Annotated in this window: 21 protein-coding genes; 17 read left to right on the top strand and 4 right to left on the bottom strand. The window is 60.3% G+C overall.

The window, feature by feature from the left end; translation table 11 throughout:
• Positions 1-56: 56 nt before the first annotated feature.
• The 4 genes from NHU87_RS13710 (at position 57) to NHU87_RS13725 (ending at position 4,730) form a co-directional block, all read left to right on the top strand.
• Complete coding sequence (locus NHU87_RS13710) at positions 57-590, top strand: sigma-70 family RNA polymerase sigma factor (RefSeq protein ID WP_253549136.1); 534 nt, start codon at positions 57-59, stop codon at positions 588-590.
• The gene (locus NHU87_RS13715; RefSeq protein WP_253549138.1) at positions 583-1,119 is read left to right on the top strand and encodes a FecR family protein; all 537 of its coding nucleotides are present in this window, start codon (positions 583-585) and stop codon (positions 1,117-1,119) included. The genes NHU87_RS13710 and NHU87_RS13715 overlap by 8 nt, the downstream gene beginning before the upstream one ends.
• A 229-nt stretch (positions 1,120-1,348) precedes the next feature.
• Positions 1,349-3,712: a TonB-dependent receptor domain-containing protein gene (locus tag NHU87_RS13720; RefSeq protein ID WP_253549140.1), complete on the top strand. Its 2,364-nt coding sequence runs from the start codon at positions 1,349-1,351 to the stop codon at positions 3,710-3,712.
• A 76-nt stretch (positions 3,713-3,788) separates the two neighbouring features.
• Positions 3,789-4,730 carry a class I SAM-dependent methyltransferase gene (locus NHU87_RS13725; RefSeq protein WP_253549142.1) on the top strand — a complete coding sequence of 314 codons (942 nt, stop codon included), beginning with the start codon at positions 3,789-3,791 and terminating at the stop codon, positions 4,728-4,730.
• A 322-nt stretch (positions 4,731-5,052) separates the two neighbouring features.
• On the opposite strand, the gene NHU87_RS13735 is transcribed toward NHU87_RS13725, so the two are convergent.
• Positions 5,053-5,706 (bottom strand): NAD(P)H-dependent oxidoreductase, encoded by a 654-nt coding sequence (locus NHU87_RS13735; protein WP_253549144.1) that lies wholly within the window; start codon positions 5,704-5,706, stop codon positions 5,053-5,055.
• A 100-nt stretch (positions 5,707-5,806) separates the two neighbouring features.
• Here NHU87_RS13735 and NHU87_RS13740 point away from each other — a divergent pair, with 100 nt between their 5' ends.
• The 11 genes from NHU87_RS13740 (at position 5,807) to NHU87_RS13790 (ending at position 18,793) form a co-directional block, all read left to right on the top strand.
• A complete protein-coding gene (locus NHU87_RS13740) occupies positions 5,807-6,448 on the top strand; it encodes a TetR/AcrR family transcriptional regulator (RefSeq protein WP_253549146.1) in 642 nt (213 codons plus the stop codon).
• A gap of 102 nt (positions 6,449-6,550) precedes the next feature.
• Positions 6,551-8,308 (top strand): L-lactate permease, encoded by a 1,758-nt coding sequence (locus NHU87_RS13745; protein ID WP_253549148.1) that lies wholly within the window; start codon positions 6,551-6,553, stop codon positions 8,306-8,308.
• 202 nt (positions 8,309-8,510) lie between these two features.
• Positions 8,511-9,884, top strand: coding sequence for a glutamine synthetase family protein (locus tag NHU87_RS13750; RefSeq protein ID WP_253549150.1), 1,374 nt, complete (start codon positions 8,511-8,513; stop codon positions 9,882-9,884).
• A gap of 9 nt (positions 9,885-9,893) precedes the next feature.
• Positions 9,894-11,285, top strand: coding sequence for an aldehyde dehydrogenase family protein (locus tag NHU87_RS13755; protein WP_253549152.1), 1,392 nt, complete (start codon positions 9,894-9,896; stop codon positions 11,283-11,285).
• Between the two features lie 3 nt (positions 11,286-11,288).
• The gene (locus NHU87_RS13760) at positions 11,289-12,449 is read left to right on the top strand and encodes an iron-containing alcohol dehydrogenase (RefSeq protein WP_253549154.1); all 1,161 of its coding nucleotides are present in this window, start codon (positions 11,289-11,291) and stop codon (positions 12,447-12,449) included.
• 103 nt (positions 12,450-12,552) lie between these two features.
• Positions 12,553-14,118: an amino acid permease gene (locus NHU87_RS13765; RefSeq protein WP_253549156.1), complete on the top strand. Its 1,566-nt coding sequence runs from the start codon at positions 12,553-12,555 to the stop codon at positions 14,116-14,118.
• Between the two features lie 222 nt (positions 14,119-14,340).
• Positions 14,341-15,228: a YghX family hydrolase gene (gene yghX, locus NHU87_RS13770; RefSeq protein WP_253549165.1), complete on the top strand. Its 888-nt coding sequence runs from the start codon at positions 14,341-14,343 to the stop codon at positions 15,226-15,228.
• 236 nt (positions 15,229-15,464) lie between these two features.
• A complete protein-coding gene (locus NHU87_RS13775; protein WP_253549167.1) occupies positions 15,465-15,653 on the top strand; it encodes a DUF1843 domain-containing protein in 189 nt (62 codons plus the stop codon).
• Positions 15,654-15,694: 41 nt separating this feature from the next.
• Entirely contained in the window at positions 15,695-16,339 is a 645-nt protein-coding gene (locus NHU87_RS13780; RefSeq protein WP_253549169.1) for a DUF1842 domain-containing protein, read from the top strand.
• Between the two features lie 54 nt (positions 16,340-16,393).
• A complete protein-coding gene (locus NHU87_RS13785; RefSeq protein WP_253549172.1) occupies positions 16,394-16,975 on the top strand; it encodes a DUF1842 domain-containing protein in 582 nt (193 codons plus the stop codon).
• Positions 16,976-17,338: 363 nt separating this feature from the next.
• Positions 17,339-18,793, top strand: coding sequence for a GDL motif peptide-associated radical SAM/SPASM maturase (locus NHU87_RS13790; RefSeq protein WP_253549174.1), 1,455 nt, complete (start codon positions 17,339-17,341; stop codon positions 18,791-18,793).
• 168 nt (positions 18,794-18,961) lie between these two features.
• Here the strand turns inward: NHU87_RS13790 and NHU87_RS13795 are convergent, their stop codons facing one another.
• On the bottom strand, positions 18,962-20,386 hold the full coding sequence (locus NHU87_RS13795; RefSeq protein ID WP_253549176.1) for an MFS transporter: 1,425 nt from the start codon (positions 20,384-20,386) through the stop codon (positions 18,962-18,964).
• Positions 20,387-20,514: 128 nt separating this feature from the next.
• Here NHU87_RS13795 and NHU87_RS13800 point away from each other — a divergent pair, with 128 nt between their 5' ends.
• Entirely contained in the window at positions 20,515-21,429 is a 915-nt protein-coding gene (locus NHU87_RS13800; RefSeq protein WP_253549178.1) for a LysR family transcriptional regulator, read from the top strand.
• 162 nt (positions 21,430-21,591) lie between these two features.
• On the opposite strand, the gene NHU87_RS13805 is transcribed toward NHU87_RS13800, so the two are convergent.
• Complete coding sequence (locus NHU87_RS13805) at positions 21,592-21,774, bottom strand: DUF1289 domain-containing protein (RefSeq protein ID WP_253549180.1); 183 nt, start codon at positions 21,772-21,774, stop codon at positions 21,592-21,594.
• Between the two features lie 3 nt (positions 21,775-21,777).
• Positions 21,778-22,149 carry a hypothetical protein gene (locus NHU87_RS13810; RefSeq protein WP_253549182.1) on the bottom strand — a complete coding sequence of 124 codons (372 nt, stop codon included), beginning with the start codon at positions 22,147-22,149 and terminating at the stop codon, positions 21,778-21,780.
• 497 nt (positions 22,150-22,646) lie between these two features.
• On the opposite strand from NHU87_RS13810, the gene katG reads away from it, so the two are divergent.
• Positions 22,647-24,935 (top strand): catalase/peroxidase HPI, encoded by a 2,289-nt coding sequence (gene katG, locus NHU87_RS13815; protein ID WP_253549184.1) that lies wholly within the window; start codon positions 22,647-22,649, stop codon positions 24,933-24,935.
• Positions 24,936-24,941 lie beyond the last annotated feature (6 nt).

A 24,941-nucleotide genomic window follows, 5' to 3' on the forward strand; every position in this document is an offset into this window, starting at 1 on the left:
CATTCGCAATTGCAACAACTTCCCATTTGCGAATTATCTTCGTTCGAGGTTTCGTCGTGTCGGGTCAGTCCGCTTCGTCTCTTTCCGAGCTTTACCGTGGGCATCACGGCTGGCTGTTCGGCTGGCTGCGCAAAAAGCTCGGCTGCCCCGACAATGCGGCCGACTTGGCCCATGACACCTTCGTCAAACTGCTGGGTCTGGACGCTTTGCCGACATTGCAGGAACCACGGGCCTATTTGCTGGTGGCCGCCAATCGTCTGTTGATCAATCAGTATCATCGCCGTCGGGTCGAGGAAGAAACCCTGCGCAGCATGGTCGTTCTGCTCGATCAGCAGGCCCAACAAGGCCCGGAACAGATCATTGCCGTGCGCCAATTGCTCGGCAAAGTGCTGTTGCTGTTGCTCGAAGAGCTGGAAGAGAAACCGCGCCAGGCTTTTCTGATGGCGCGGGTCGATGGCTGTTCCTATGCCGAAATTGCCAGGCACCTTCAGGTCTCCGAAAGCAGCGTCAAGCAGTACCTGGCCAAGTCACTCGCGCACTGCCATGCCCGTTTGTTCGATGCCTTGCCCGAGGGATTGAGCGATGAGTGAAAGCCTCACCCAGGATCAAATCCGCGAGCAGGCGGCCCATTGGCTGGTGCGTCTGGACGAGGCGCCCTCACCTGAAGTTCTGGCCGAATTCAACGCCTGGCACGCTGCAGATGTGCGCCATGCGCAACTGTTCGAACAACTTCAGCAGCTTTGGCAATCCTTCTCGCCGCCCCCGAAAACCCGGCCTTTTCGCGCCCGCCTGATAGGCGCAGCCCTGGTGTTGCCGGCGGCTATCGCCGTCGGTCAGTGGCTGCCCGTGCAGAGCTGGATGGCGCCCGCCACGCAGACGATCGCTTCGACCCCCGCCCGGCTGATTTTCCACGACAGGCCACTGCCCGAAGTACTGGCCGAAATTGATCAGCATCGTCGGGGGCTTATCTGGGCGTCGGATGCGCAATTGCAAACCTTGCGCTTCACCGGCGTGCTGCCCGGGCAAGACAGCGATGCCGCACTGGCCTTATTGCAGGCGACCTTGCCGATTCGCATCGAGACCTACAGCAAATATTTGGTGCAGGTGCGAACGCGCTAAGCCCTGAACCCGATCGTCTTTTGTAGGAGCTGCCGAAGGCTGCGATCTTTTGATCTTGATCTGTGGCGACAGGAAGATCGCTAAAGATCAAAAGATCGCAGCCTTCGGCAGCTCCTACGGGGATTCCGATCAATTTGCGGAGCCCCGAAAAAAATCTTCAAGACAACTGCCCGATTTCATTTCAGCCCGGTCATTGGAGTTAATACAGTCGATTCCATGAGCAACAACAATGACCCACCAGACCTTTTCCTTCTTTCGCCTGAGCGCTTTGGCACTTGCCTTGAGCTGCGCTGTACCGGCCTTCGCCGACTCCACGACAGACACCTTTCACTTCGAACTGGCAAGCCAGCCGCTGGACTCGGCACTGACGGCACTGGCCACGCAGACCGGGTTGTCCATCGGCGTCGACGCGGCGCTGTTGCGCGGCAAAACAGCGCCGTCGCTCCAGGGTGATTACAGCACCGAGCAGGCACTCGATAGCCTGTTGCGCGACAGTGGCCTGCAATGGCGCTTCAGCGGTAAAGACAGCGTCACGCTACAACCGGCTCCGGCGCCACTGGAACTGGGCAGCGGCTCACTGTCATTGTCCGACACCGTGGTGTCCGCCACCCGCAGCGAGGCCAGCATCGCCTCGATTCCTGGCACCGTGCAGTTGATTCAGGCGAAGGAGATCGCGCAACAATCGGCTGCCGGGCGCAAGGTGGCCGATATTCTCGGCACGCTGGTGCCCGGTCTGGCGCCCTCCTCCGGCACCATGAGCAACTACGGCCAGACCATTCGCGGACGTAACGTGCTGGTGCTGATCGACGGTGTGTCGCAGAACGCCAGTCGCGACGTTTCGCGCCAGCTCAACAGCATCGCGCCATCGAGTATCGAACGCATCGAGGTGGTTTCCGGTGCCAGCAGCCTCTATGGCGCGGGCGCCTCGGGCGGCATCATCAACGTCATCACCAAGCGTAACGAGGGACAAGCCCTGGCAATGAGCAGTCGCGTAGGCCTCAGCAGCGCCGACAACCTCAACCGCAAAGGTTTTGCCTACGAAGTGTTCCAGAGCGTGACCGGACGCCAGAACGCCTTCGACTGGTACGTGTCCGCCGATCTGTTGCAACGCAACGACCAGTTCGACGGCAACGGCAACCGCATCGCCCAGGAAGCGTTTCAGGGCAGCAACATGGACACCGAAAGCCATGACCTGCACGCCAAATTCGGCTTCGATCTGGATGACGATCGACGCCTGAGCCTATCCGTGCAGGAGTATGAGGACAAGCAAGACACCGGCTATGTGGCCGGTTCTCGCAATGGCGAGTCGGTGGCGATCAAAGGCTTGCAGTTGAGCGACCAGCCGTTCACCCATAACCAGGCCGTGAATTTCAATTACAGCGATCGCGATCTGTTCGGCCAGCACTTGATGGTGGAAAGCTACTGGCGCAAACAACAGGCGCGGTTCTTCCCATACAACTGGGGTGCCAACGCCGGGGTCGTGGCTTCCGAGAGCGAAGCCGAGGTCTATGGCCTGCGCACCGCCGTGGAAAGCCCCCTGCCCTCGATTGGCAGCGCCACCGGCAATCTGGTCTGGGGCGCCGACTTCGAGAACGAACAAATCAGCCAGCAGGGCGACAGATATCGCGTCGACGGCTTGGCCTACACGCCGACAGGCCAGCGCTACGCCTTCGGCCCGGACATTGAAACCAACACCACGGCACTCTTCGCTCAATCGAGCTGGGACATCGGCGACTGGACCCTGCGCGGCGGTGCGCGGCACGAGTGGATTCACAGCGATGTCGCCGACAGCATCGCCTTTGGCGGCATTTCCCAAGCGGGCGTGACCGAGGTGTTGCCCGGCGGCACGCTGAAGTACGAAGACACCCTCTACAACCTCGGCGCGGTCTACCACATCAGCAGCGTCCAGGATGTATTCGTCAACTTCAGCCAGGGCTTCTCGCTGCCCGATGTGCAGCGCTTTCTGCGTGATGTGCGTGGCAGTTACAACATCCAGGACCTCAACGCTCAAGCGATCAAGGTCGACAGCTACGAACTGGGCTGGCGCGGTGACTGGGAGTCGTTGCAGGCCAACGTCACCCTGTTCGAAAACCGCTCGGACGTGACGCAGTACTACGACTCCGTCACCCGGGCGCAACGGCTGATCGATCAGAAAGAACGCGTGCGCGGTGTCGAGACCAGCCTGACGTATCACCTCGATCAAGCCTGGTCGCTGGGCGGAACCTACGCCTGGACCAAAGGCGAAACCCGCCAGAACGGCGAATGGCTCGACCTGCCGGCCACGCGCATCTCACCGGCCAAAACCACCGCCTTCGTCGCCTATGAGCAGGACGACTACAACCTGCGGTTGCAGGCGATGCGCCTGGACAGTTACGACGCCGGTTTTCAGGATGGCAACGGTCGTAAAATCGAAGGCTATACCACAGTCGACCTGCTGGCCGGCGTGGAACTGCCGGTGGGCAAACTGGACATGGGCGTCTACAACTTGAGCGATCGCAACTACGAAACGCTCTACATGCAGGCCAATGCGGCCGCGCCTTACCCTCATGCCGAAGGGCGTCGATTGGCGGTCAGCTATTCGGTGGATTGGTAAACGCGCGCGCTGTTGGTTCGTGGGGGGGCGAATTGTGGTTAAAATGCCGCCCCTTTTACATGATCGACCTTGCCCGATGAACCCAGACGCCCTCTCCGTCCTCCACGACCATTTGCTGACTGCGCTGGCGGCTGCGCCCGCAGAAACCCGTCGGCTGTTCCACGGCCGTGGCCGCTGCTGGCCGGGGCTGGAGCAATTGACCGTCGACTGGCTGCAGGGCGTGGTTCTGGTCTGCGTGTTCAAGGAACCGCAAGCGTCGCAACTGGACGATTTGAAGCAGCGGCTGATGGCGATCACGCAGTCGCCTGCATGGACGACATCCGGCGCGCATACCTTGCTGCTGCAACATCGATACCTGCAGGAAAGCACCACCGAGTGGCTGCTCGGGGAGCCGATCGAAGAGATGACGATCACCGAGGGCGGCCTGCATTATCGCGTGGACCTGGGCCGCAAACAGAACACCGGCCTGTTCCTCGACATGCGCTACGGCCGCGATTGGGTGCGGGCCAATGCTGATGGCAAGCGGGTGTTGAACCTGTTCGCCTATACCTGCGGGTTTTCGGTAGCGGCCATTGCGGGAGGCGCGACGCATGTGGTCAATCTGGACATGTCCCGCGCGGCCCTGAGCCGTGGCCGCGACAATCATCGGCTCAATGGACATGACTTGAGCAAGGTGAGTTTTCTCGGCCATGACCTGTTCAAGTCATGGGGCAAAGTGATCAATAGCGGCCCTTACGATCTGGTGATCATCGACCCACCGTCCTTTCAGAAAGGCAGTTTTCTGCTGACCAAGGATTATCAACGCGTACTGCGCCGACTGCCGGAATTGCTCAGCCCTCAGGGCACGGTGCTGGCCTGCATGAACGATCCGGCTTTCGGTGCGGACTTTCTCATCGATGGCGTCACCCGCGAAGCGCCGAGCCTGCGGTTCGAGCAACGGTTGGAAAACCCGCCGGAGTTTCCCGATGCCGATGTTGAGTGCGGGTTGAAGGCGTTGGTGTTCAAGCTGCAAGACTGAGTAGCTGCCCGCCCCCTGTGGGAGCGAGCTTGCTCGCGATGACGGTGGGTCAGTCGATATCCGTGTTGAATGATAAACCGCTATCGCGAGCAAGCTCGCTCCCACAAGTTATCAACGCAGATGCAACACCCAGACTAATGGTACTTGAGTGCCAGCCCCCGGCTTCTTACGATGATGATACGTGGCGGTTGGAGGTGTAAGCCGTTGCGTAGGTGGTGAGTGAACTGAACCCCAATAAGCTCACCACTTGTTTCATGCGCATCTTGAGCCTCCGGCTCTACTTCCTCCCCATCAAAGAGCTTCGAGGCTCTTTTTTTGTCTTTCAAAAAGCATCGGCGTTGACCGGTCGGCAATGGTGAATACCCTGAGCCGCGTCGCAGAGCCTGGATGCATCAAAAAGCTCACGACCGATCACCCGCGCAGCCTCCAGATGAACCGTCGGCGCCTGGGTCTCCGAGTCGAGCAACAGCTCGGACGTCACAACGCTGGCACCGCAATAATCGAAGATTCCATGGTCGATCTGCGTCTTCATGGCGTCGGCATAACCATGGCGCGCATAGGTTCCCGCGTCGGCGCCACCGACACCCACAAGGTGAACCCGCAGATGGCGAAGCTTCTTCTCCAACTTGGCATCCGCACTGAAATCGAATGCCCAGCCATTAGCGAACACCCGATCGATCCAGCCTTTGAGCAGCGCCGGCATCGACCACCAATAAACCGGATAAACCAGCACCAACGCATCGGCGCGATCAATCCTCGCCTGCTCGGCGGCCACATCGGCGGGGGGTGGTGCTTCCCGGTGATGGACGGCAAGATCGGCCGCGCCGAACCTCGGGTCGAACCCTTGCGCCCAAAGGTCCGCAATTTCGAAAGAGTGATCGGAATCAGCCGCGGATACACCGTCGGCGATCTGCCTTGCGAGGCTATGGGTGAGCGACTGGGGATCATGGTGAGCCACAACGATAAGTGCGTGCATGTCGAAACCTCCTGCTACGGAATCAGTGATTGAGGGCTAGAAGCGAGCCTTATATACTCTTGGTAAGTTACGATCAGTAAGCTACTTTTGGTACATAAGCATGTCAAGCACCGAAATACCTGAGCTGGATTCCGCCCCGCAACCGCGCCGCCGGATGTCGCGCGAAGAGCGCCAGCGCCAGTTGCTGGATGTCGCCTGGCAGCTGGTTCGAGAAGAAGGGACGGAAGCGTTGACCCTGGGCCGGCTCGCTGAACAGGCGGGGGTTACCAAACCGGTGGTTTACGACCATTTCACCACCCGCCCCGGATTGCTGGCGGCGCTTTATCAGGAGTTCGATGCGCGTCAGACCGCCCTCATGGACGCCGCGCTTCAAACCAGTGAACCGACCCTGGCCAGCAAGGCAATGGTCATCGCCTCGTCTTATGTCGACTGCGTGCTTGTTCAGGGCCGCGAGATACCCGGCGTGATCGCCGCGTTGACCAGCTCGCCCGAGCTGGAAAAGATCAAGCGCGAGTACGAAGCGATCTTCATGGACAAGTGCCGCAACGCCCTCCTCCCCTTTGCCGGATCGGGCGAAATCACGCCGGCGAGTCTTCGGGCGATGCTCGGTGCAGCCGAGGCGCTGTCCCATGCCGCCGCAACTGGAGAGATCACGCCAGTGCAGGCACAGGACGAACTTTTCGCAACGATCGTGGCGATGGTCGAAAGGAGCGCACGCCTCGGGGGCGGCCTCAAAACCTGAACGGCTGGCCCCGCCAGGACAGCAGCGTAACGCCACCTATACTCCAAGCCACCTTCTCCCACGGGGGTCTGCGCTACCCACAATAAAAAGCAGAGGTGGAACATGGTCTGGCAGCAAATCTACGACCCTTTCGATAACCCGATGCTATCAACCATCATGGCGGCGGTGCCGGTGGTGGTGATGCTGGTCTCCCTGGCGTTTTTCCACATCAAGGCGCATCTGGCGGCATTGCTGGCCCTGGGCTCGGCCTTGCTGATTGCGATCTTCGCCTTCGGCATGCCGGCGAACATGGCGGGCTCGGCCGCGCTTTACGGTGCCGCCAACGGTCTGCTGCCGATTGGCTGGATCGTGCTTAACATCATTTTCCTGCATCGGCTGACCACCGAAAACGGTTCGTTCAAAGTGCTGCAGGATTCCCTGGCGCGCATCACTGACGATCGACGTCTGCAACTGCTGCTGATTGCCTTCTGCTTCGGGGCCTTCTTCGAAGGGGCCGCCGGTTTCGGCACTCCCGTGGCGGTAACCGGGGCCATTCTGATCGGGCTGGGCTTCTCGCCCCTGGCCGCGTCTGGCCTGGCGTTGATCGCCAATACCGCGCCCGTGGCGTTCGGCGCCCTTGGCACACCCATCATCACCCTGGCCAAAGTGACCGGGCTGGATGAAATGGAGCTGTCGATGATGGTCGGCCGGCAGCTACCGTTTTTTTCGGTGATCGTGCCGTTCTGGCTGATCTGGGCCTTTGCCGGCTGGCGCAAGATGCTGGAAATCTGGCCGGCGATCCTGATCGCCGGGGTCAGCTTCGCCATACCGCAATTCCTCGTGTCCAACTACCACGGGCCGATGCTGGTGGACGTGATCGCCGCGCTGATTTCCATGGCCTGCCTGACCGGTTTCCTCAAGGTCTGGAAGCCGGCCACTGTGCATACCTCCGCCGCCTTGTCAGGCCGGGCCGACACCTCCAGGGTGGATGCGGACCCGGACGAGAAACCCACAGCGACCTTTGCCAGCGATGCAAAACCAGCCGTGATGCGGGCATGGTTACCGTGGATCATCCTCACCGTCTTCGTCTTCGCCTGGGGCACCCAGAGCTTCAAAAACCTGTTCGATACTCGTCCAGCGATAGATCCGCAAACCAACTCGGCCAAGCTCGATCCCCAAGGCAAGCCGATGCGCGAAGCGAACCCGATCTTTGCCCCGACCGTGACCTTCACCACGATTCACCAGCAGATCGAGAAGGTCCCGCCCGTTGTGCCCGCGCCTAAAACCGAAGAAGCGGTCTACAAGTTCAACTGGTTCACCAGTACCGGCAGCGGCATCTTGCTGGCGGCGATTCTCGGCGGACTGCTGATGGGTTATTCCATCCCGCAGCTGGTACACCATTACTTGCGAACGTTGTGGGTGGTGCGTTACTCGCTTATTACCATTGTGGCGATGCTCGCCCTGGGCTTTCTGACCCGTTACTCGGGCCTCGACGCCACGATGGGGCTGGCCTTCGCCGCAACGGGCATTTTCTATCCCATGTTCGGCACGCTGCTCGGCTGGCTCGGCGTTGCCCTGACCGGCTCGGACACGGCCTCGAACGTGCTGTTCGGCGGCTTGCAACGGGTAACGGCCGAGCAATTGGGCCTGAGCCCGGTATTGATGGCCGCGGCCAACAGTTCCGGTGGGGTCATGGGCAAGATGGTCGATGCCCAATCGATCGTGGTCGCCTCCACCGCCACCCGCTGGTACGGCCATGAAGGGGAAATCCTGCGCTACGTGTTTTTCCATTCCGTGGTGCTGGCGATCCTGGTCGGCGGGCTGGTAACGCTGCAAGCATATGTGGCGCCATTCAGCCATATGGTGGTGGGTGGGCATTGACGAGGCGAATGCTGTCAACCGTGGCCCGGGGTCATAGCCCGGGCCGTTCACATCCAGCCGAAACTTGCGCATGGCAACAGTAGGCTAAGCTTTCAGCAGCTCATTGCTCACGATGCTCGATTCTGCAGGGTTTGGTTTTTCTGGAGAGCGTCTGCAACAGCTATTTCAGACAGGCCCAAACCTTTCACGCAGGATTGACGTGATGACCGAGCCCCTCCTCAGCTTTGATGCACTCAAGCGCGCCGCTGCCGCCGGCGAGATCGATACGGTGTTGGTCTGCATGATCGACATGCAAGGACGACTGGTCGGCAAGCGATTCCAGGTCGAGTTTTTCATCGACAGCGGCCACGAAGAAACCCATTGCTGCAATTACCTGCTGGCCGACGACATCGACATGGAACCGGTGCCGGGTTACGCCGCGGCCAGCTGGAGCAAAGGCTATGGCGACTTTGTCCTGAAACCCGACATGGCCACGCTGCGTCGCGTGCCCTGGCTGGAATGCACGGCGCTGGTGCTCTGTGACGTGCTCGATCATCACCATAGAAGGGACCTGCCGCACAGCCCGCGGGCGATCCTGAAAAAGCAGATCGAGCGCCTGCGCGAACGCGGCTATACCGGCATGTTCGCCTCGGAGCTTGAGTTCTATCTGTTCGACGAGAGTTACCAGGCGATCCACGAGCGCAACTACCACAAGCCGAAAACGGCCGGCCATTACATCGAGGATTACAACATCCTGCAGACCACCCGCGAAGAGCCGGTATTGCGGGCGATTCGCAAACACCTGCAGGCCTCGGGCATTCCGGTGGAAAACTCCAAGGGTGAGTGGGGGCCGGGGCAGGAAGAGATCAACATCCGTTATGCCGATGCCCTGACCATGGCTGACCATCACGTGATCATCAAACACGCCTGCAAAGAGATCGCGCAACTGCAGGGCAAGGCGATCACCTTCATGGCCAAGTGGCGCTATGACGCCGCCGGTTCCAGCAGCCATGTGCACAATTCGCTGTGGGACAAGAATGCCAAGAAGCCGCTGTTCTTTGACCCCAAGGCTGAGTTCGGCATGTCGAAACTGATGCGTTCCTGGGTGGCCGGGCAGCTCAAATACGCCAACGACATCACCTGTTTTCTCGCGCCCTATATCAATTCGTACAAGCGCTTTCAGGCTGGCACCTTCGCCCCGACGCGGGCCGTATGGAGCCGGGACAATCGCACCGCAGGCTTTCGCTTGTGCGCGGAAGGCAGCAAGGCCATCCGCATCGAATGCCGTATCGGTGGCGCCGACCTCAATCCCTATCTGGCCTTCGCTGCCTTGATCGCCGCGGGGCTGGCCGGTATCGACGAGAAGCTCGACCTTGCGCCGCCCTTCGAGGGCGATGCCTACGTCGATGAGCACTTGCCTGAAGTGTCGAAAACCCTGCGCGAAGCCTGCGCCGCACTCAAGGCGTCGAGCATGTTGCGCGAGGCGTTCGGTGATGAAGTGATCGACCACTACGTGCACACCGCCGAGTGGGAACAGAAAGAATACGACCGGCGCATCACCGACTGGGAACTGCAGCGCGGCTTCGAGCGCTATTGAGCACACACCATGACAGAGATCGTTCAACTCATCTCCCCGGTCGATGGCCGGGTCTACGCCGAACGCCGCCGCGCCGATGCAACGCAGCTCGAGCAGGCTCTGGCAGCTGCCGCAACCGCCCAGGCGCAATGGCAGCGCCGGCCACTGAGCGAACGCGCCGCGTTTTGCAGCGCCGCCGTAGACGCGATGCTGGCGATGAAAGACCAGATCGTGCCGGAACTGGCCTGGCAGATGGGCCGCCCGGTACGTTTTGGCGCCGGCGAGTTGCGCGGCTTCGAAGAACGTGCGCGGCACATGATCGCCATTGCGCCTGAGGCGTTGGCGGCAATTGAACCTGTGCCTGTCGCCGGTTTTCGGCGCTGTATCAAACGTGAACCGTTGGGTACGGTGCTGGTCGTTGCACCGTGGAATTACCCCTACCTGACGGCGGTGAATACGATCATTCCGGCGTTGATGGCGGGCAACAGCGTCATCCTCAAACACGCTTCGCAAACGCTGCTGGTCGGCGAGCGGTTCGCCGAAGCCTTTCGTCGCGCCAACCTGCCCGAAGGCCTGTTCCAGAACTTGCTACTCGATCATCAGCAGACCGCCGCGATCATCGCCTCAGGACGCGTGCATCAGGTGAACTTCACCGGGTCCGTCGACGCCGGTAAGGCCATGGAAGCCGCCGCCATAGGCCGCTTCCTTGGCGTGGGTCTGGAGCTTGGCGGCAAAGACCCGGCCTATGTCCGGGCAGACGCCAACCTTGAACATGCGGTGGAAAACCTGGTGGACGGCAGCTTCTTCAACTCCGGGCAGAGCTGCTGCGCCGTCGAACGTATCTATGTCGATGAAAAAATCTACCCGGCCTTTGTCGAGCGCTTCGTTGACTTGACCCGCCAATATGTACTGGGCAATCCGCTGGACGAAGCCACCACCCTCGGCCCGCTGATCACACCGAGCGCCGCTGAATTCGTGCGCGGGCAGATCGCCGATGCGTTGGCACAAGGGGCAAGGGCGTTGATCGATCCAAAGGACTTTGCCGCCGACGCGCCGGGCAGCGCCTACCTCGCGCCGCAGGTACTGGTAGACGTCACCCATCAAATGTCGGTGATGCGCGAGGAAAGCTTTGGCCCCGTGGTTGGCATCATGCCGGTGGCCAGCGACGACGAAGCCATCGCGTTGATGAACGACAGTGAGTTCGGGCTCAGCGCCTCGATCTGGACGCAAGATCTCGCCGCCGCCGAACGCATCGGCGACGAGATCGCCACCGGTACCGTATTCATGAACCGCTGCGATTATCTGGACCCGGCCCTGGCCTGGACCGGGGTGAAGAACAGCGGGCGCGGCGTAACGCTGTCGCGCCTTGGCTATGAACACCTGACCCGCGCGAAATCCTTCCATCTGCGCTACGAGATCTGAGCCATGAGCCTGACCGCGAACTGGAACTACCCCACGAGCATCCGCTTCGGTGTTGGCCGCATCGCCGAACTGGCCGAGGTCTGTCGCAGCCAAGGGATCCAGCGACCATTGCTGGTCACCGACAGTGGTCTGGCGCGTGCCCCGATCACCACGGCGGCGCTGGAATCCTTGCGCTCCGCCGGCCTTGGAGTAGCGCTGTTTTCTGACCTCAAACCCAACCCCGTTGAAGCCAACCTGGCGGGTGGGCTCGATGCGTGGCGCGCAGGCAAACACGATGGCGTGGTCGCTTTCGGTGGTGGCAGTGGCCTGGACATGGGCAAGCTCATCGCGTTCATGAGCGGCCAGACCCGACCGGTTTGGGATTTCGAGGACATCGGCGACTACTGGACACGCGCCGACGAAAGCAGCATCGCCCCGGTCATTGCGGTGCCGACCACCGCGGGGACCGGCTCCGAGGTCGGCCGTGCGGCGGTGATCATCGACGAACGCACGCACACCAAACGCATCATCTTCCACCCGAAGATGATGCCGCGGGTGGTCATCAGCGACCCGGCCCTCACCATCGGCATGCCGGCAAAAGTCACCGCCGGCACCGGCATGGACGCGTTTGCCCATTGCCTGGAATCGTACTGCGCTCCCGGCTTTCATCCGATGGCCGAAGGCATTGCGGTGGAAGGCATGCGCCTGGTGGCCAATGCTTTGGTACGGGCGGTACACACCCCCTCCGACCTCGACGCGCGCGCGCAAATGCTCGCGGCTGCGGCGATGGGCGCTACCGCTTTCCAGAAAGGGTTGGGCGCAATTCACGCGCTTTCACATCCGTTGGGATCCCTGTACGACACCCACCACGGCATGACCAATGCCACTTTCATGCCCTACGTGCTGAAGTTCAATCGCCCGGCCATCGAAGAACGCATCACCCGTCTGGCGGCTTATTTGCGCCTGCCCTCCCCGGGCTTCGACAGCTTTCTGGCCTTCGTCCTCAAGCTGCGCAAAGACATCGGCGTGCCGCATACGCTGTTTGAACTGGGGGTGGATGACAAGCAGGCCGATTTGATTGCGGACATGGCGATTGTCGACCCCTGCGCCGGCGGCAATCCGTTGCCGTTGACACGAACTGGCGCGGCAGAAATTTTCGACGCGGCGTTTCACGGCCGTCTTTAAGCGGGTTAGAGACAGGAGCAGTACGACAGGGGGTTGAAGACAAACCCATTCGGCACGCACCACGCGGATGGATGTGGATCAAAACCTGACAAGGGCACACATAATGAGTCCAGTAAGCCAACCCGGCGCCACCGCGCCACAAGACGACGACCTCAAGGTGTTGCACAACATGGGCTATGCCCAGCAACTCTCGCGACGCATGGGCGTTTTCTCCAACTTCGCCATTTCCTTTTCGATCATTTGCATCCTCTCGGGTGGCATCAACTCGCTGGCCCAGGGCACCTCAGGTGCGGGCGGTGCGGCAATCGGTATCGGCTGGCCACTCGGCTGCCTTATCTCCGGGGTTTTCGCCATGGCCATGGCACAGATTTCCTCGGCCTACCCCACGGCTGGCGGCCTCTATCACTGGGGCTCGATTCTGGGTAACCGTTTCACTGGCTGGCTGACGGCCTGGTTCAATCTGTTGGGGCTGATCACGGTGCTCGGCGCGATTAACGTCGGTACCTATTACTTCTTTTTCGGTGCCTTCGGACCGGCCCTGGGAATGGAAGACACCATCACCACACGGATCACTTTCCTGGCGATCCTGACCGGCCTCCAGGCCTTGTGTAACCACTTCGGCATCGGCCTGACGGCAAAACTCACCGACTTCTCGGGCTACCTGATCTTCGCCACCGCAATCGCGCTGACCATCGTCTGCCTGATCTCTGCATCCAGCTATGACTTCGCCCGGCTGGTGACCTTCAGCAACTATTCCGGCGAGGCCGGCGGCAACGTCTGGCCACAGGTGTCGAACGGCTGGATTTTCATGCTCGGCCTGCTCTTGCCGATCTACACCATCACCGGCTATGACGCCTCCGCGCACACCTCCGAAGAGACCCGTCAGGCAGCCTGGTCGGTGCCGCTCGGGATGGTCAGCTCGGTGGCCTGGTCGTTGCTGTTCGGCTGGGTGATGCTCTGCTCGTTTGTACTGATGCTGCCAAGCATGGACGAAGCGGCGAAGCAGGGTTGGAATGTGTTCTTCTGGGCGATGGACACTCAGGTGAACCCGACGATCAAGATGGCGCTTTACGTAGCGATTTTCATCTCGCAGGTGCTCTGCGGGCTGGCGACCGTGACCTCGGTTTCACGCATGATTTTCGCGTTCTCCCGGGACGGCGGCCTGCCCTTCTCGAAAGCATTGGCCTCGGTCTCACCGACCCATCGCAGCCCGGTGGCGGCGATCTGGACCGGTGCCACCCTCGCGGTGCTGTTCGTCTGGGGATCGTCCCTGGTATCGATCGGCGAAACGCCGGTGTACACGATTGTGGTCTCCTGCACGGTGATCTTCCTGTTCTTCTCTTTCATCATTCCCATCGTCCTGGGCCTGTTTACCTACGGGACCGCGAAATGGCCGACCATGGGGCCATGGAACATGGGGCGCGGGTTGTACTCGTTGTTCGCCATCCTCTCGATCCTCTCGATGGTGCTGATCTTTGTGATCGGCATTCAGCCGCCGAACGATTGGGCGCTGTACATCACGCTGGGTTTTCTGATTCTGACGGCGATTATCTGGTTCGCCTTTGAAGCCCGACGCTTCCAGGGCCCGCCGGTGGGCGACATGATCATCAAGCGTCAGGCAGAAATCGCAGCGGCTGAAGAGGCGTTGAATAAACAGGCGGGGTCGTAAAGCGATCTGTAGCAGCTGTCGAGCCTGCGAGGCTGCGTTCGGCTGCGAAGCAGTCGTGAATACGGCATCCACGGTTTGATTGATGCACCGCGTCGTCTGGTTTTGCGACTGCTTCGCAGCCGAACGCAGCCTCGCAAGCTCGACAGCTGCTACAGCTGCTAGAGAGCGCTCGTTTTTTTGGCGCCGAACCGAATCCGGATCAACCAATCAGGAAGCACGCAGATGGACCGTCTCACAGCGAAAGATTTTGCCCCTGAACTGCTCGAACTCTACGACTACTACGCCCACGGCAAAATCAACCGGCGAGAGTTTCTTGATCGTGCGGCGCTGTTCACCTTGGGCGGCTTGACGGCCTCAGCCCTCCTCGCTGCCCTGAGCCCGAATTATGCGCTGGCCGAGCAGGTGCCATTTACCGACCCGGACATCATCGCCGAGTACATCACCTACCCCTCGCCCAAGGGTCACGGGCAGGTTCGTGGTTATTGGGTGCGCCCTGCGAAAGCCACGCGCAAGGTGCCGGCGGTGCTGGTCGTGCATGAAAACCGTGGGCTCAACCCTTACATCGAGGATGTCGCCCGGCGTCTCGCCAAAGCGGGGTTCATCGCACTCGCCCCGGACGGTCTGACGTCGGTGGGCGGCTATCCTGGGAACGATGACAAAGGTCGGGAATTGCAGCAGAAAGTCGATCCGGAAAAACTCATGAATGACTTTTTCGCCGCCATCGAGTGGCTGATGAAACATGAAGCCACCAGCGGGAAAGTCGGCATCACCGGTTTCTGTTATGGCGGTGGAGTCGCCAATGCCGCGGCCGTGGCCTATCCGGAGCTAGGGGCAGCCGTGCCCTTTTATGGCCGTCAGCCAAAGGCTGAAGATGTCCCCAGAATCAAAGCCCCGCTGCTGCTCCACTATGGTGAACTGGATACGCGCATCAATGAAGGATGGCCCGCCTATGAACAGGCGTTGAAAGCGGCCGGCAAAACCTATGAAGCCTATATCTATTCAGGCGCTAACCACGGTTTCCATAACGACTCCACGCCTCGATACGATGATGCCGCCGCCAGGCTTGCCTGGGACCGGACACTGGCCTGGTTTCGGCGTTACTTGGCTTGATTAATCAAATACGAATAATGGCGATAAAGAACTTAACGTTTATGAAGAAGTAACTGAACAGGTCTCCCTTCATCGCCAATCTTAATATTGAATACACCGCCTGCTAACCCATCGCGATTAATAAAATAATATTAAAATTACTCTTCCATTGCCCATTGCATATTTATCCGCGCCTGCTTAACTGCACAAACTGCTGATGACAGCAGTGCCCGCACAACACCACGGAAGGAATCGTTATGAGCAGTTCAACTCGCCATAGCATGCCCCCCTATGGGGTGGCCATCCAAAGCGCGATCAAGGCCGGCGACCTGCCGCAAATGAAAACGTTATTGAACCAACGCGATGTATCCACACCAGAAAACAAAGAGCTAAGTAACGCTTACGAGCAGTTGGCCAAGGAAGTCGCACGCCTGGAAAAGCACTAACCGCTATTTCCGCTCCCCTTATTGCAATGGAGGCAATAACCATGTCTGGTTCTAATCAACAAGCTGTCGGTTTGTTCCCGCTCGGCTACCGAATTGGTACTTCGATGCCGGGTGCACAAAGTCTGGCACTCAATCTTCTGGTCTTTACCCCTGATGAGACTGTCAACGGCACCGCTGCAATCACTCAGGCGACCAACCCGCCGCTGGATGTGCATTCCGATGTCTGGGGCGAGTATACCTATCTGACAGTCATGTCACCCGGCGTCAGCAAAATCCTGATCACCGCCCAAGGCAATCACGGCGGCTCAGGCTCCAATTCCATCGTGAATTTCAAGTTGCAACTGGTAGTGGGCACCGACTGGAAAGAAGGTATTGCCAACTACTCATACTTGAATGGTCAGCAGTGGGTCGAGGTCAACAATGCTCCCGCCCATCTCATTGAGGCGGTGCCGTCCCACGTCTCCCCGCTGCCGTTGGAACCCGGCCCGGTAATTCCACCGGAGTCATCGTATCCGCCCATCATGCCGCTGTACGCCGCCCCGATTCAAAGTGCAATGGCCAGCGGTGACCTGGCCCAGATGAAAAACCTGTCGCGCCTGGCCCAGCAGCAACTGGATCAGCAACCCCAACTGCAGACGGCGCTTGAAACGGCCAAGGAAGAAATCAGCCGGCAGGAGCGCCGCTGACTCGACCACGAAATATGCCCGACTTGTCTTGAATACAAATAAGGGAGTAGCACCATGTCAATCGGACTTTTTCATACCCGCCTCAACGTCAGCAATCACCTGCCGGGCGCACCGGTTTTAACGCTCGATCTGCTGGTGGATACCGCCAAGAAAAAAGTCAGCGGGATTGTCAGTATTGTCCAAAGCACCTACCCGCCCCTCAACTTCCGTGCCCGTGTCTGGGGTGAATACTCCGAGGCCAAATTGGTGCCGACGGCGGAGAACCACATCATCCTCACCCTGGCTGGCAGTCCGAGCGGCCCTCTCAGCCAGATCGCCCAGACCTTCGGTTTGAAGGGCATTTTAGGCGGCGATTGGGCGAGCGGTTATGCCGACTACAAGTACGAGAATCAGGGCCAATGGCATTACGTGAAACACGCAGCGGTCAGCCAGGCTCCCGTTATTGTGCGCCCAGAGCATCCGCACCATGCGGTGCCGCTCTACGCCGTCGCGGTACAGCAAGCGCAAGCCAGCGGTGACCTGGCGCAACTGAAGGCTGTGGTCAGCCAGGGTGAACAGCAACTGGCCCACAGCGGTGCGCTGCGTAATGCGCTGGACCAATTGAACGTTGAAATCGCCCGGCTGGAGGCTCGCTAAGCCGCACTACCGGGCTTGGCCATCACCAATGGCCGAGCTCGGGCGATGTCAGTCAGTTAAACCATTTCGGCAGCAATACGCTCCTCGTAGCAGCTGTCGAGCTCCGGCGAGGCTGCGTTCGGCTGCGAAGCAGTCGTAAAACCAGAGATTGCGATACGTCAGGTAGCCCGCGTTAGCCGGATTCACGACTGCTTCGCAGCCGAACGCAGCCTCGCCGGAGCTCGACAGCTGCTACGGATTGCATTATGGCTTAACTGACTGCATTGGCCACAAAAGGTAAATCCGGTCGCGCCACTGACCCAAGGAAGGCGCGAACACTTCGATGGATTCGTGCCGCGCACGCGTTGTGCGCAAGGATTTTCCATGTCAGACAGTCGCCCTGCCCGCTACCTCAGTGAAACCGACCTCAAACGCTACGTGCCGGTGCATGTGGTCTGGGAAATCACCCTGGCCTGCGATCTCAAATGCCTGCATTGCGGCTCACGCGCCGGCCATCGACGCCCCGACGAATTGAACACCCGGGAATGCCTGGACGTCATCGATTCCCTAGCGGCCCTCGGCACTCGCGAAATCACCCTGATTGGTGGTGAAGCCTATTTGCGCAGGGACTGGACTCAACTGATCCAGGCCATCCACGATCACGGCATGTACTGCGCCATACAAACCGGTGGACGCAACCTGACACCGGCGAAAATGCAGGCAGCGGTGGATGCCGGGCTCAATGGCGTGGGTGTTTCACTGGATGGATTGGCCCCGTTGCATGATGCTGTGCGCAATGTCCCGGGCTCGTTCGACAAGGCGGTAGACACCTTGCGACGGGCCAAACAGTCCGGGCTTGCGGTGAGCGTCAACACCCAAATCGGCGCGGCCACGTTGCCCGATCTGCCCGAGTTGATGGACCTGATCATCGGCCTCGGCGCCACTCACTGGCAGATCCAGCTGACGGTCGCGATGGGCAATGCCGTCGATCACCCGGAGCTGTTATTGCAGCCGTATCAACTGCTGGAAGTGATGCCGTTGCTGGCGCGTTTGTATCGCGAAGGCGTTGACCGCGGCCTGCTGATGAACGTGGGCAACAACATTGGTTACTACGGTCCTTATGAACACATGTGGCGTGGTTTCGGCGACGACCGCGTGCACTGGAGTGGCTGCGCCGCCGGCCAGACCGTGCTGGCGCTGGAAGCCGACGGCACCGTCAAGGGTTGCCCGTCATTGGCAACGGTGGGATTTTCCGGCGGCAACGTGCGCACCATGAGCCTGCACGATATCTGGCACTACAGCGAAGGCATGCACTTCGGCCGCCTGCGCGGCGTCGACGACCTGTGGGGTTACTGCCGAAGCTGTTACTACAACGATGTCTGCCGTGGCGGCTGCACCTGGACGTCGCACTCCCTGCTCGGCAAACCCGGCAACAACCCCTACTGCCATTACCGCGCGCTGGATCTGAAAAAACGCGGGCTGCGCGAGCGCATCGTCAAACTCGAAGACGCGGCAAAGACCTCCTTCGCCGTCGGACGTTTTGACCTGATCACTGAACGCATCGACACTGGCGAGAAGGTCAGCAGCGTCAGCGACAGCGGCCAGGTAATCAAACTGGCCTGGGCGAACCAGGGCCAGAAATCGCCGGACGAAGGACGCATTCCGCCGCAACTGGCGCTGTGTCGGGGCTGCTTGCAGTACATCCATGCGCACGAAGTGACCTGCCCCCACTGTGACGCCGATGTCGCCGCCGCTGAAGCCGTGCACCAGACAGACCGTGCGCGGCAACAAGCGATTATCAATACCCTGACCGGCCTGCTGGGGATGCCACACGGCTAAGACTCACTATTTGTAGCAGCTGTCGAGCCTGCGAGGCTGCGTTCGGCTGCGCAGCAGTCGTAAATCCGGCTGACGCAGTTTGCCTGATGCACCGCAAATTCTGGTTTGACGACTGCTTCGCAGCCGAACGCAGCCTCGCAGGCTCGACAGCTGCTACAGGTTTTTGTTCTATGTAACTCGGTGAAGTCTGCATGCAGTGCAGCAGTGTGAATCTCGCAGCGCCCGCGCGATTCCCAGTGCCAGGACGATCAACAGCGCGGCGACGGCAAACGTTATTCGCATCCCGTGGGCGATGGCTGCGGGAGATGCCGTGGTGATGTCTGCCGTCGCCGAGGCAAAGGCAAACACCGCGCCCATGACCGAGGCTCCGGTGATCAGTCCGAGATTACGCGACAGGCTAAGCATGCCGGCAATCACGCCGCGCTGGTCCGGACGGATGTCGGTCATGATCGCGGTGTTGTTGGCCGCCTGGAACAACGCGTAGCTGGCAGTGATCACCGCGATGGGCGCGAGGTAACCGAGGATGCCGAAACCCGCCGGCATCATCGATAAAGCACCCGTGCCGAGCGCCATCGCGGCGAGCCCGACGAGGGTCATGCGCCGAGTGCCAAAACGGTCCACCAGGCGACCGGCCGGCACGCCGGTCAGCGCAGCCACCAGCGGGCCGACCGACAAGGCAAGGCCGACAAACGCCGTGCCGAGTCCAAGCGCACCCGAAAGATAAAACGGCCCGACCACCAGCGTCGCCATCATCACCGTCGAAACGAGCGTGCTCATGGCCAGGCTTGCGCTCAAACCCGGCTCGCGGAACAGCGCCAGTTTAATCAATGGCGAGGCAACCCTGGCCTCAACAAATATGAAAATCCCTGCGCCGACAACAGCCGTCAGCAGGAGCGCAATGTTGAGCGGCCCAAAATCACTGTGCCCGATCGTCATGGCCAGCGCATACGCCGCAAGGGTCAGTGCCAGCAGCAACGTGCCGGCCTTGTCGAAACCCACCCGCGGCGCTTTCGTCCGCGGTGCATCCGCCGGCAAATAGCGATACGCGAGCCAGATGTTCAGAATGCCCAGCGGCACGTTGAGCAGAAAAATCGCCTGCCAGCCGAAGCCGGAAATCAAAAGCCCTCCGAGCGACGGCCCCAGTGTGGTGCCGACCGCCGACATCGTGCCAAGCAATCCCATGGCGCTGCCGGTCTGTGCTTTTGGCACTGTCTCACCGACAAACGCCACGGTCAGCGCCAGCATGATCGCCGCCCCTAGCCCCTGCACCGCCCGGGCGCCGACCAGCCACCCAAGCGATGGCGCGACACCGCAGGCCAGCGATGACAGGGTGAAAATGCCAATGCCCGTCAGCAGCAAGCGCCGACGACCGACGAGGTCACCGAGTCGTCCGACGCTGACAATCAACGTGGTGATCGCCAGCAGATACGCCAGAACGATCCACTGCACTTGCTGAAAGGAAGCATTCAACGCCTCGGCCAGTATTGGCAAACCCGCGTTGGCGATGCTGGTGTCGAGTGAGGGCATCAACATCGACAGCGAAAGGCTGACGAGCGCCCAGCGAACCGAGCCTGATGAGGTGATAAGTTTCATTGTCTGGCCACATCTGAAAGGTAGATCAGCAGCGTATGCCCGCGCGTGACATGGCGGAAGACGCATCACTTGCACTTGATAGCTGCGTTTGACGCCATGTCACCCCCACGCCGTGCTAACGTTGAGGCATGACGACTCCCGACCTGAATTTGCTGATTACCCTGGATGTGCTGCTCGCCGAAGGCAGCGTCGCACGCGCCGCCCAACGACTGCGCCTGAGCCCGTCGGCCATGAGCCGGGCGCTGGCGCGATTGCGCGAAACCACCGGCGACCCGCTGCTGGTCCGGGCTGGACGCGGGCTGGTGCCGACGCCTCGGGCGCTCGAATTGCGCGAACAGGTCAGTCGATTGGTGCAAGACGCAGAAGCCGTTTTGCGCCCCGCCGAACAGCTCGATCTCAAGCAACTGGTGCGAACATTCACGCTGCGCACCAGCGACGGTTTTGTCGAGAACTTCGGCCCGGCGCTGATTGCCCGCGTCAGTGAGCAAGCACCCGGCGTGCGCTTGCACTTTATGCAGAAGCTGAACAAGGACAGCGCCGCGCTTCGCGACGGTTCCGTCGACCTGGAAACCGGCGTGGTCGGCGGCACAACGAGCCCGGAAGTGCGCACCCGCGCGTTGTTCGAGGATCGCTTCATCGGCGTCGTGCGCACGGGGCATCCGCTGAGCCAGGGCGAGGTCACCGCCTCCCGTTACGCTGCTGGCAGGCACATCCTGGTCTCGCGACGCGGGCTCGATAGAGGGCCGATGGATGAAGCCCTGGAAGGGCTGGGACTGGAGCGCGAGATCACCACCATCGTCGGCGGTTTCTCGGCCGCGCTGGCGCTGACTCGCGCCTCGGACCTGATCGCCACCGTGCCCGCGCAACACACCCGAAACCTGCGCGCCGGCCTGCACGGTTTTGATCTTCCGCTCGACCTGCCGCCGATCACCATTTCGATGCTCTGGCATCCACGAATGGATGCCGATTCAGCGCATCGATGGTTGCGTGATTGTGTTCGAGAGGTGTGTGCAGCAATTTCAGCCGTGCCCCACTCGTTGTAGCAGCTGCCGAAGGCTGCGTTCGGCTGCGTAGCAGTCGTGAATCCGGTTAATGCGGTCTGCCTGATGTACCGTAATCTCCGGTTTTACGACTGCTACGCAGCCGAACGCAGGCTTCGCCAGCTGCTACAGGGTCGTGTTCGGCTTAGCTGACTGGCATTGCCCTCAAACCTTCCTCTTCTGCAGCCCCTTCAACCGCAAACTCGCCCGCTGCACCGCCGCCATTTTTTCCGGACGCTTCATGCGCTTCCATTTTCTGATGTCGTCCTTGGTGCGGCCACAACTGACACATAGCTCACCGCTCAGCTGGCAAACGGCAATACACGGATTTTCGATATCCTTGGCCACGTTTCAACCCCGCGTCGAGCGCTTGGGCGCCAGGCGTTGCTGCCAGTTGCCGGCATGGGCGCGCAGACATTGTTCTTCAGAATCGAACTGCACATGGGCCGCTACCGGGCTGACAAGAACCCCCGCTTCGCTTAACGCCATAGCCGTCAGTTCGACCATGCGCTCGCCCTGCCCGCTCGCCAGCGCCTGATCCTTGTTGGCCTGCGTATCGAAGACCCAGATCACCCGCAGGCTGGAAGGAAAGGCCGCATAATCGACTTCGTGGGTCAGCCAGCAGAACCCGACTATTTGCGCTTTGGCTGTTTCACACGCCTCGGTCAGGGTGGCGACCAGGCGACGTTCGATGTGTGCCTGATCGCGTTTGCTTAAAGACATCGGGTAAGGGTCCTTGGATGGGCGTCGATGGAAAGGGCTCATCATACGATACCGGGCTGATCCGGGAGTTGCTGTGTCTGTGCTGCCGTCTTCGCGGGCGAGCCTCGCTCCTACAGGTTTTGTGTCGTTTGCACGATCGTGTTTCCACACAAAACCTGTAGGAGCGAGGCTTGCCCGCGAAGAGGCCAGTCGCCTACCTCAAGACTCAACTAAAAGATTGTCCCTATCACCCCCCAATACTCCACCTATTAGCTGACTGCTTTATAGGCGTCTAACCTTATTGGAGCGCTGGCGTAAGCTGGCCGGTTGAGACTTGATAAAAGATACGAATGAGTCAGAAGCGTACTAGGCTTGCCGTGGGCCACCGTGCTGGCAACTCGATTGCTGTTCTCCAGATTTCCCGTGTGACCACGACGATCGGTTGATCGAACGGCTACAGCCTATGTCATTGATTTCGCTCGTCACTATTGCGCGCCCACCCCGGGCCGGATAGCCGGATGAATACGACCAAAGGTAACGCACACATGGCAAATGAATCGAAATGCCCGTTCAATCACGCCGCCGCTGGCGGTGGCACGACGAACCGCGATTGGTGGCCGAACCAACTGAATCTGAAAATCCTGCACCAGCACTCGCCCTTGTCCGACCCCATGGGCGAAGACTTCAACTATGCCGAAGCGTTCAAGAGCCTGGACTTTCAGGCGCTCAAGCAAGACCTGCGCGCACTGATGACCGATTCGCAAGACTGGTGGCCGGCAGACTTCGGTCATTATGGGCCGTTGTTCATTCGCATGGCCTGGCACAGCGCCGGCACCTACCGCACCGGTGACGGTCGTGGAGGGGCCGGTTCCGGTCAGCAGCGTTTCGCGCCGCTCAACAGTTGGCCGGACAACGTCAGCCTCGACAAGGCCCGCCGGCTGCTTTGGCCGATCAAGCAAAAGTATGGCCGCAACATCTCCTGGGCCGACCTGATCGTGCTCACCGGCAACGTCGCGCTGGAGTCCATGGACTTCAAGACATTCGGTTTTTCCGGCGGTCGGCCAGACGTCTGGGAACCGGATGAGTCCGTCTACTGGGGCTCCGAAAGCAAGTGGCTGGCAGGCGACACCCGCTACGAAAAAGACAAAAAAGAACCCATGCAAGAACCCGGCGAAGGCCCACTGGTAGCTGAGCCTGGGGAAAATGAGGACAGCCGTACCGACAAAGGGCGCAATCTGGAGAACCCGCTCGCCGCAGTACAGATGGGCCTGATTTACGTCAACCCCGAAGGCCCGGAAGGCAATCCGGATCCGCTAGCCGCGGCGAAGGACATCCGCGAGACCTTCGGGCGCATGGCGATGAATGACGAAGAGACCGTCGCGCTGATCGCCGGCGGCCACGCCTTTGGCAAGACCCACGGCGCCGGCCCTGCCGACAATGTCGGTGCCGAGCCCGAAGCCGCTGGTCTCGAAGCACAAGGCCTGGGCTGGAAAAGCACTTTCGGCAGCGGCAAGGGTGGCGACACCATTACCAGCGGCCTGGAAGTGACCTGGACCACCACGCCCACAAAATGGAGCAACAACTACCTGGAAAACCTGTTCGGCTTCGAGTGGGAACTGACCAAGAGCCCGGCGGGCGCTAGCCAGTGGACAGCCAAAGACGGCGCCGGTGCTGGCATCATTCCAGATGCTCACGATCCGTCGAAGCGGCGTAACCCGACCATGCTGACCACGGACCTGGCCCTGCGATTCGATCCGGTCTATGAGCCGATTTCGCGACGCTTCCTTGAGAACCCCGATCAATTGACCGACGCGTTCGCCCGCGCCTGGTTCAAGCTGATCCACCGTGACATGGGCCCCCTCTCGCGCTACCTCGGCCCGGAAATGCCCAACGAAGAACTCCTGTGGCAAGACCCGATCCCGGCGGTCGACCATGCCCTGGTCACCGACAGCGACGTCGCCGCACTCAAAGGCAAACTCCTGGCCTGCGGCCTGACCGTCTCGCAGCTTGTATCAACTGCCTGGGCGGCGGCTTCCACCTTCCGCGGCTCCGACAAACGCGGCGGCGCCAACGGCGGACGCCTGCGTCTGGCGCCGCAGAAATTCTGGCAGGCCAACCAGCCTGAGCAACTGGCGAGCGTACTGGCGAAACTCGAGAGCATCCAGAACGAGTTCAACAGCGGCGGCAAGAAAATCTCCCTGGCAGACCTGATCGTGCTGGCCGGTTGCGCCGGTGTCGAGCAATCGGCAAAAAATGCCGGCCATACCGTGACAGTGCCTTTCACGCCGGGACGAATGGACGCCTCGCAAGAACAAACGGATGTTGAATCCTTCGGCTACCTGGAACCTGCCGCCGATGGCTTCCGAAACTACCTCAAATCCCGCTACAGCGTACCGGCCGAGGCTTTACTGATCGACAAGGCGCAACTGCTGAAACTCACCGCGCCAGAAATGACCGTGCTCATTGGCGGTATGCGCGTGCTGAACACCAACGTCGGACAAACCCGGCACGGGGTGTTCACCAAGCAGCCGGAAGCGTTGACCAACGACTTCTTCAAAAACCTGCTCGATATGAGCGTGGAATGGAAACCGGTGTCGGACGACAACGAGGAGTTTGAAGGGCACGATCGCAAAACCGGCGACCTTAAATGGACTGCTACGCGTGTCGATCTGGTGTTTGGCTCGAATGCGCAGTTGAGGGCGTTGGCTGAGGTTTACGCCTGCGACGACGCGAAGGAGAAGTTTGTGAATGACTTCGTTGCGGCTTGGGACAAGGTGATGAATCTGGATAGGTTTGATTTGAGATGATCTGAG

Origin of the sequence: Pseudomonas mandelii, assembly GCF_024138395.1 — a bacterium.
GTDB classification, from domain to species: Bacteria; Pseudomonadota; Gammaproteobacteria; order Pseudomonadales; family Pseudomonadaceae; genus Aquipseudomonas; species Aquipseudomonas mandelii_E.

Excerpts from the sequence above, each read along its gene's own strand:
- NHU87_RS13810 (WP_253549182.1), bottom strand. The coding sequence starts at position 22,149 with ATGTCTTTAAGCAAACGCGATCAGGCACACATCGAACGTCGCCTGGTC.
- NHU87_RS13800 (WP_253549178.1), top strand. The coding sequence starts at position 20,515 with ATGACGACTCCCGACCTGAATTTGCTGATTACCCTGGATGTGCTGCTC.
- NHU87_RS13715 (WP_253549138.1), top strand. The coding sequence starts at position 583 with ATGAGTGAAAGCCTCACCCAGGATCAAATCCGCGAGCAGGCGGCCCAT.
- NHU87_RS13725 (WP_253549142.1), top strand. The coding sequence starts at position 3,789 with ATGAACCCAGACGCCCTCTCCGTCCTCCACGACCATTTGCTGACTGCG.
- yghX (WP_253549165.1), top strand. The coding sequence starts at position 14,341 with ATGGACCGTCTCACAGCGAAAGATTTTGCCCCTGAACTGCTCGAACTC.
- NHU87_RS13760 (WP_253549154.1), top strand. The coding sequence starts at position 11,289 with ATGAGCCTGACCGCGAACTGGAACTACCCCACGAGCATCCGCTTCGGT.
- NHU87_RS13775 (WP_253549167.1), top strand. The coding sequence starts at position 15,465 with ATGAGCAGTTCAACTCGCCATAGCATGCCCCCCTATGGGGTGGCCATC.
- NHU87_RS13720 (WP_253549140.1), top strand. The coding sequence starts at position 1,349 with ATGACCCACCAGACCTTTTCCTTCTTTCGCCTGAGCGCTTTGGCACTT.
- NHU87_RS13765 (WP_253549156.1), top strand. The coding sequence starts at position 12,553 with ATGAGTCCAGTAAGCCAACCCGGCGCCACCGCGCCACAAGACGACGAC.
- NHU87_RS13740 (WP_253549146.1), top strand. The coding sequence starts at position 5,807 with ATGTCAAGCACCGAAATACCTGAGCTGGATTCCGCCCCGCAACCGCGC.
- NHU87_RS13750 (WP_253549150.1), top strand. The coding sequence starts at position 8,511 with ATGACCGAGCCCCTCCTCAGCTTTGATGCACTCAAGCGCGCCGCTGCC.
- NHU87_RS13735 (WP_253549144.1), bottom strand. The coding sequence starts at position 5,706 with ATGCACGCACTTATCGTTGTGGCTCACCATGATCCCCAGTCGCTCACC.
- NHU87_RS13785 (WP_253549172.1), top strand. The coding sequence starts at position 16,394 with ATGTCAATCGGACTTTTTCATACCCGCCTCAACGTCAGCAATCACCTG.
- NHU87_RS13795 (WP_253549176.1), bottom strand. The coding sequence starts at position 20,386 with ATGAAACTTATCACCTCATCAGGCTCGGTTCGCTGGGCGCTCGTCAGC.
- NHU87_RS13755 (WP_253549152.1), top strand. The coding sequence starts at position 9,894 with ATGACAGAGATCGTTCAACTCATCTCCCCGGTCGATGGCCGGGTCTAC.
- NHU87_RS13745 (WP_253549148.1), top strand. The coding sequence starts at position 6,551 with ATGGTCTGGCAGCAAATCTACGACCCTTTCGATAACCCGATGCTATCA.
- katG (WP_253549184.1), top strand. The coding sequence starts at position 22,647 with ATGAATACGACCAAAGGTAACGCACACATGGCAAATGAATCGAAATGC.
- NHU87_RS13780 (WP_253549169.1), top strand. The coding sequence starts at position 15,695 with ATGTCTGGTTCTAATCAACAAGCTGTCGGTTTGTTCCCGCTCGGCTAC.
- NHU87_RS13790 (WP_253549174.1), top strand. The coding sequence starts at position 17,339 with ATGTCAGACAGTCGCCCTGCCCGCTACCTCAGTGAAACCGACCTCAAA.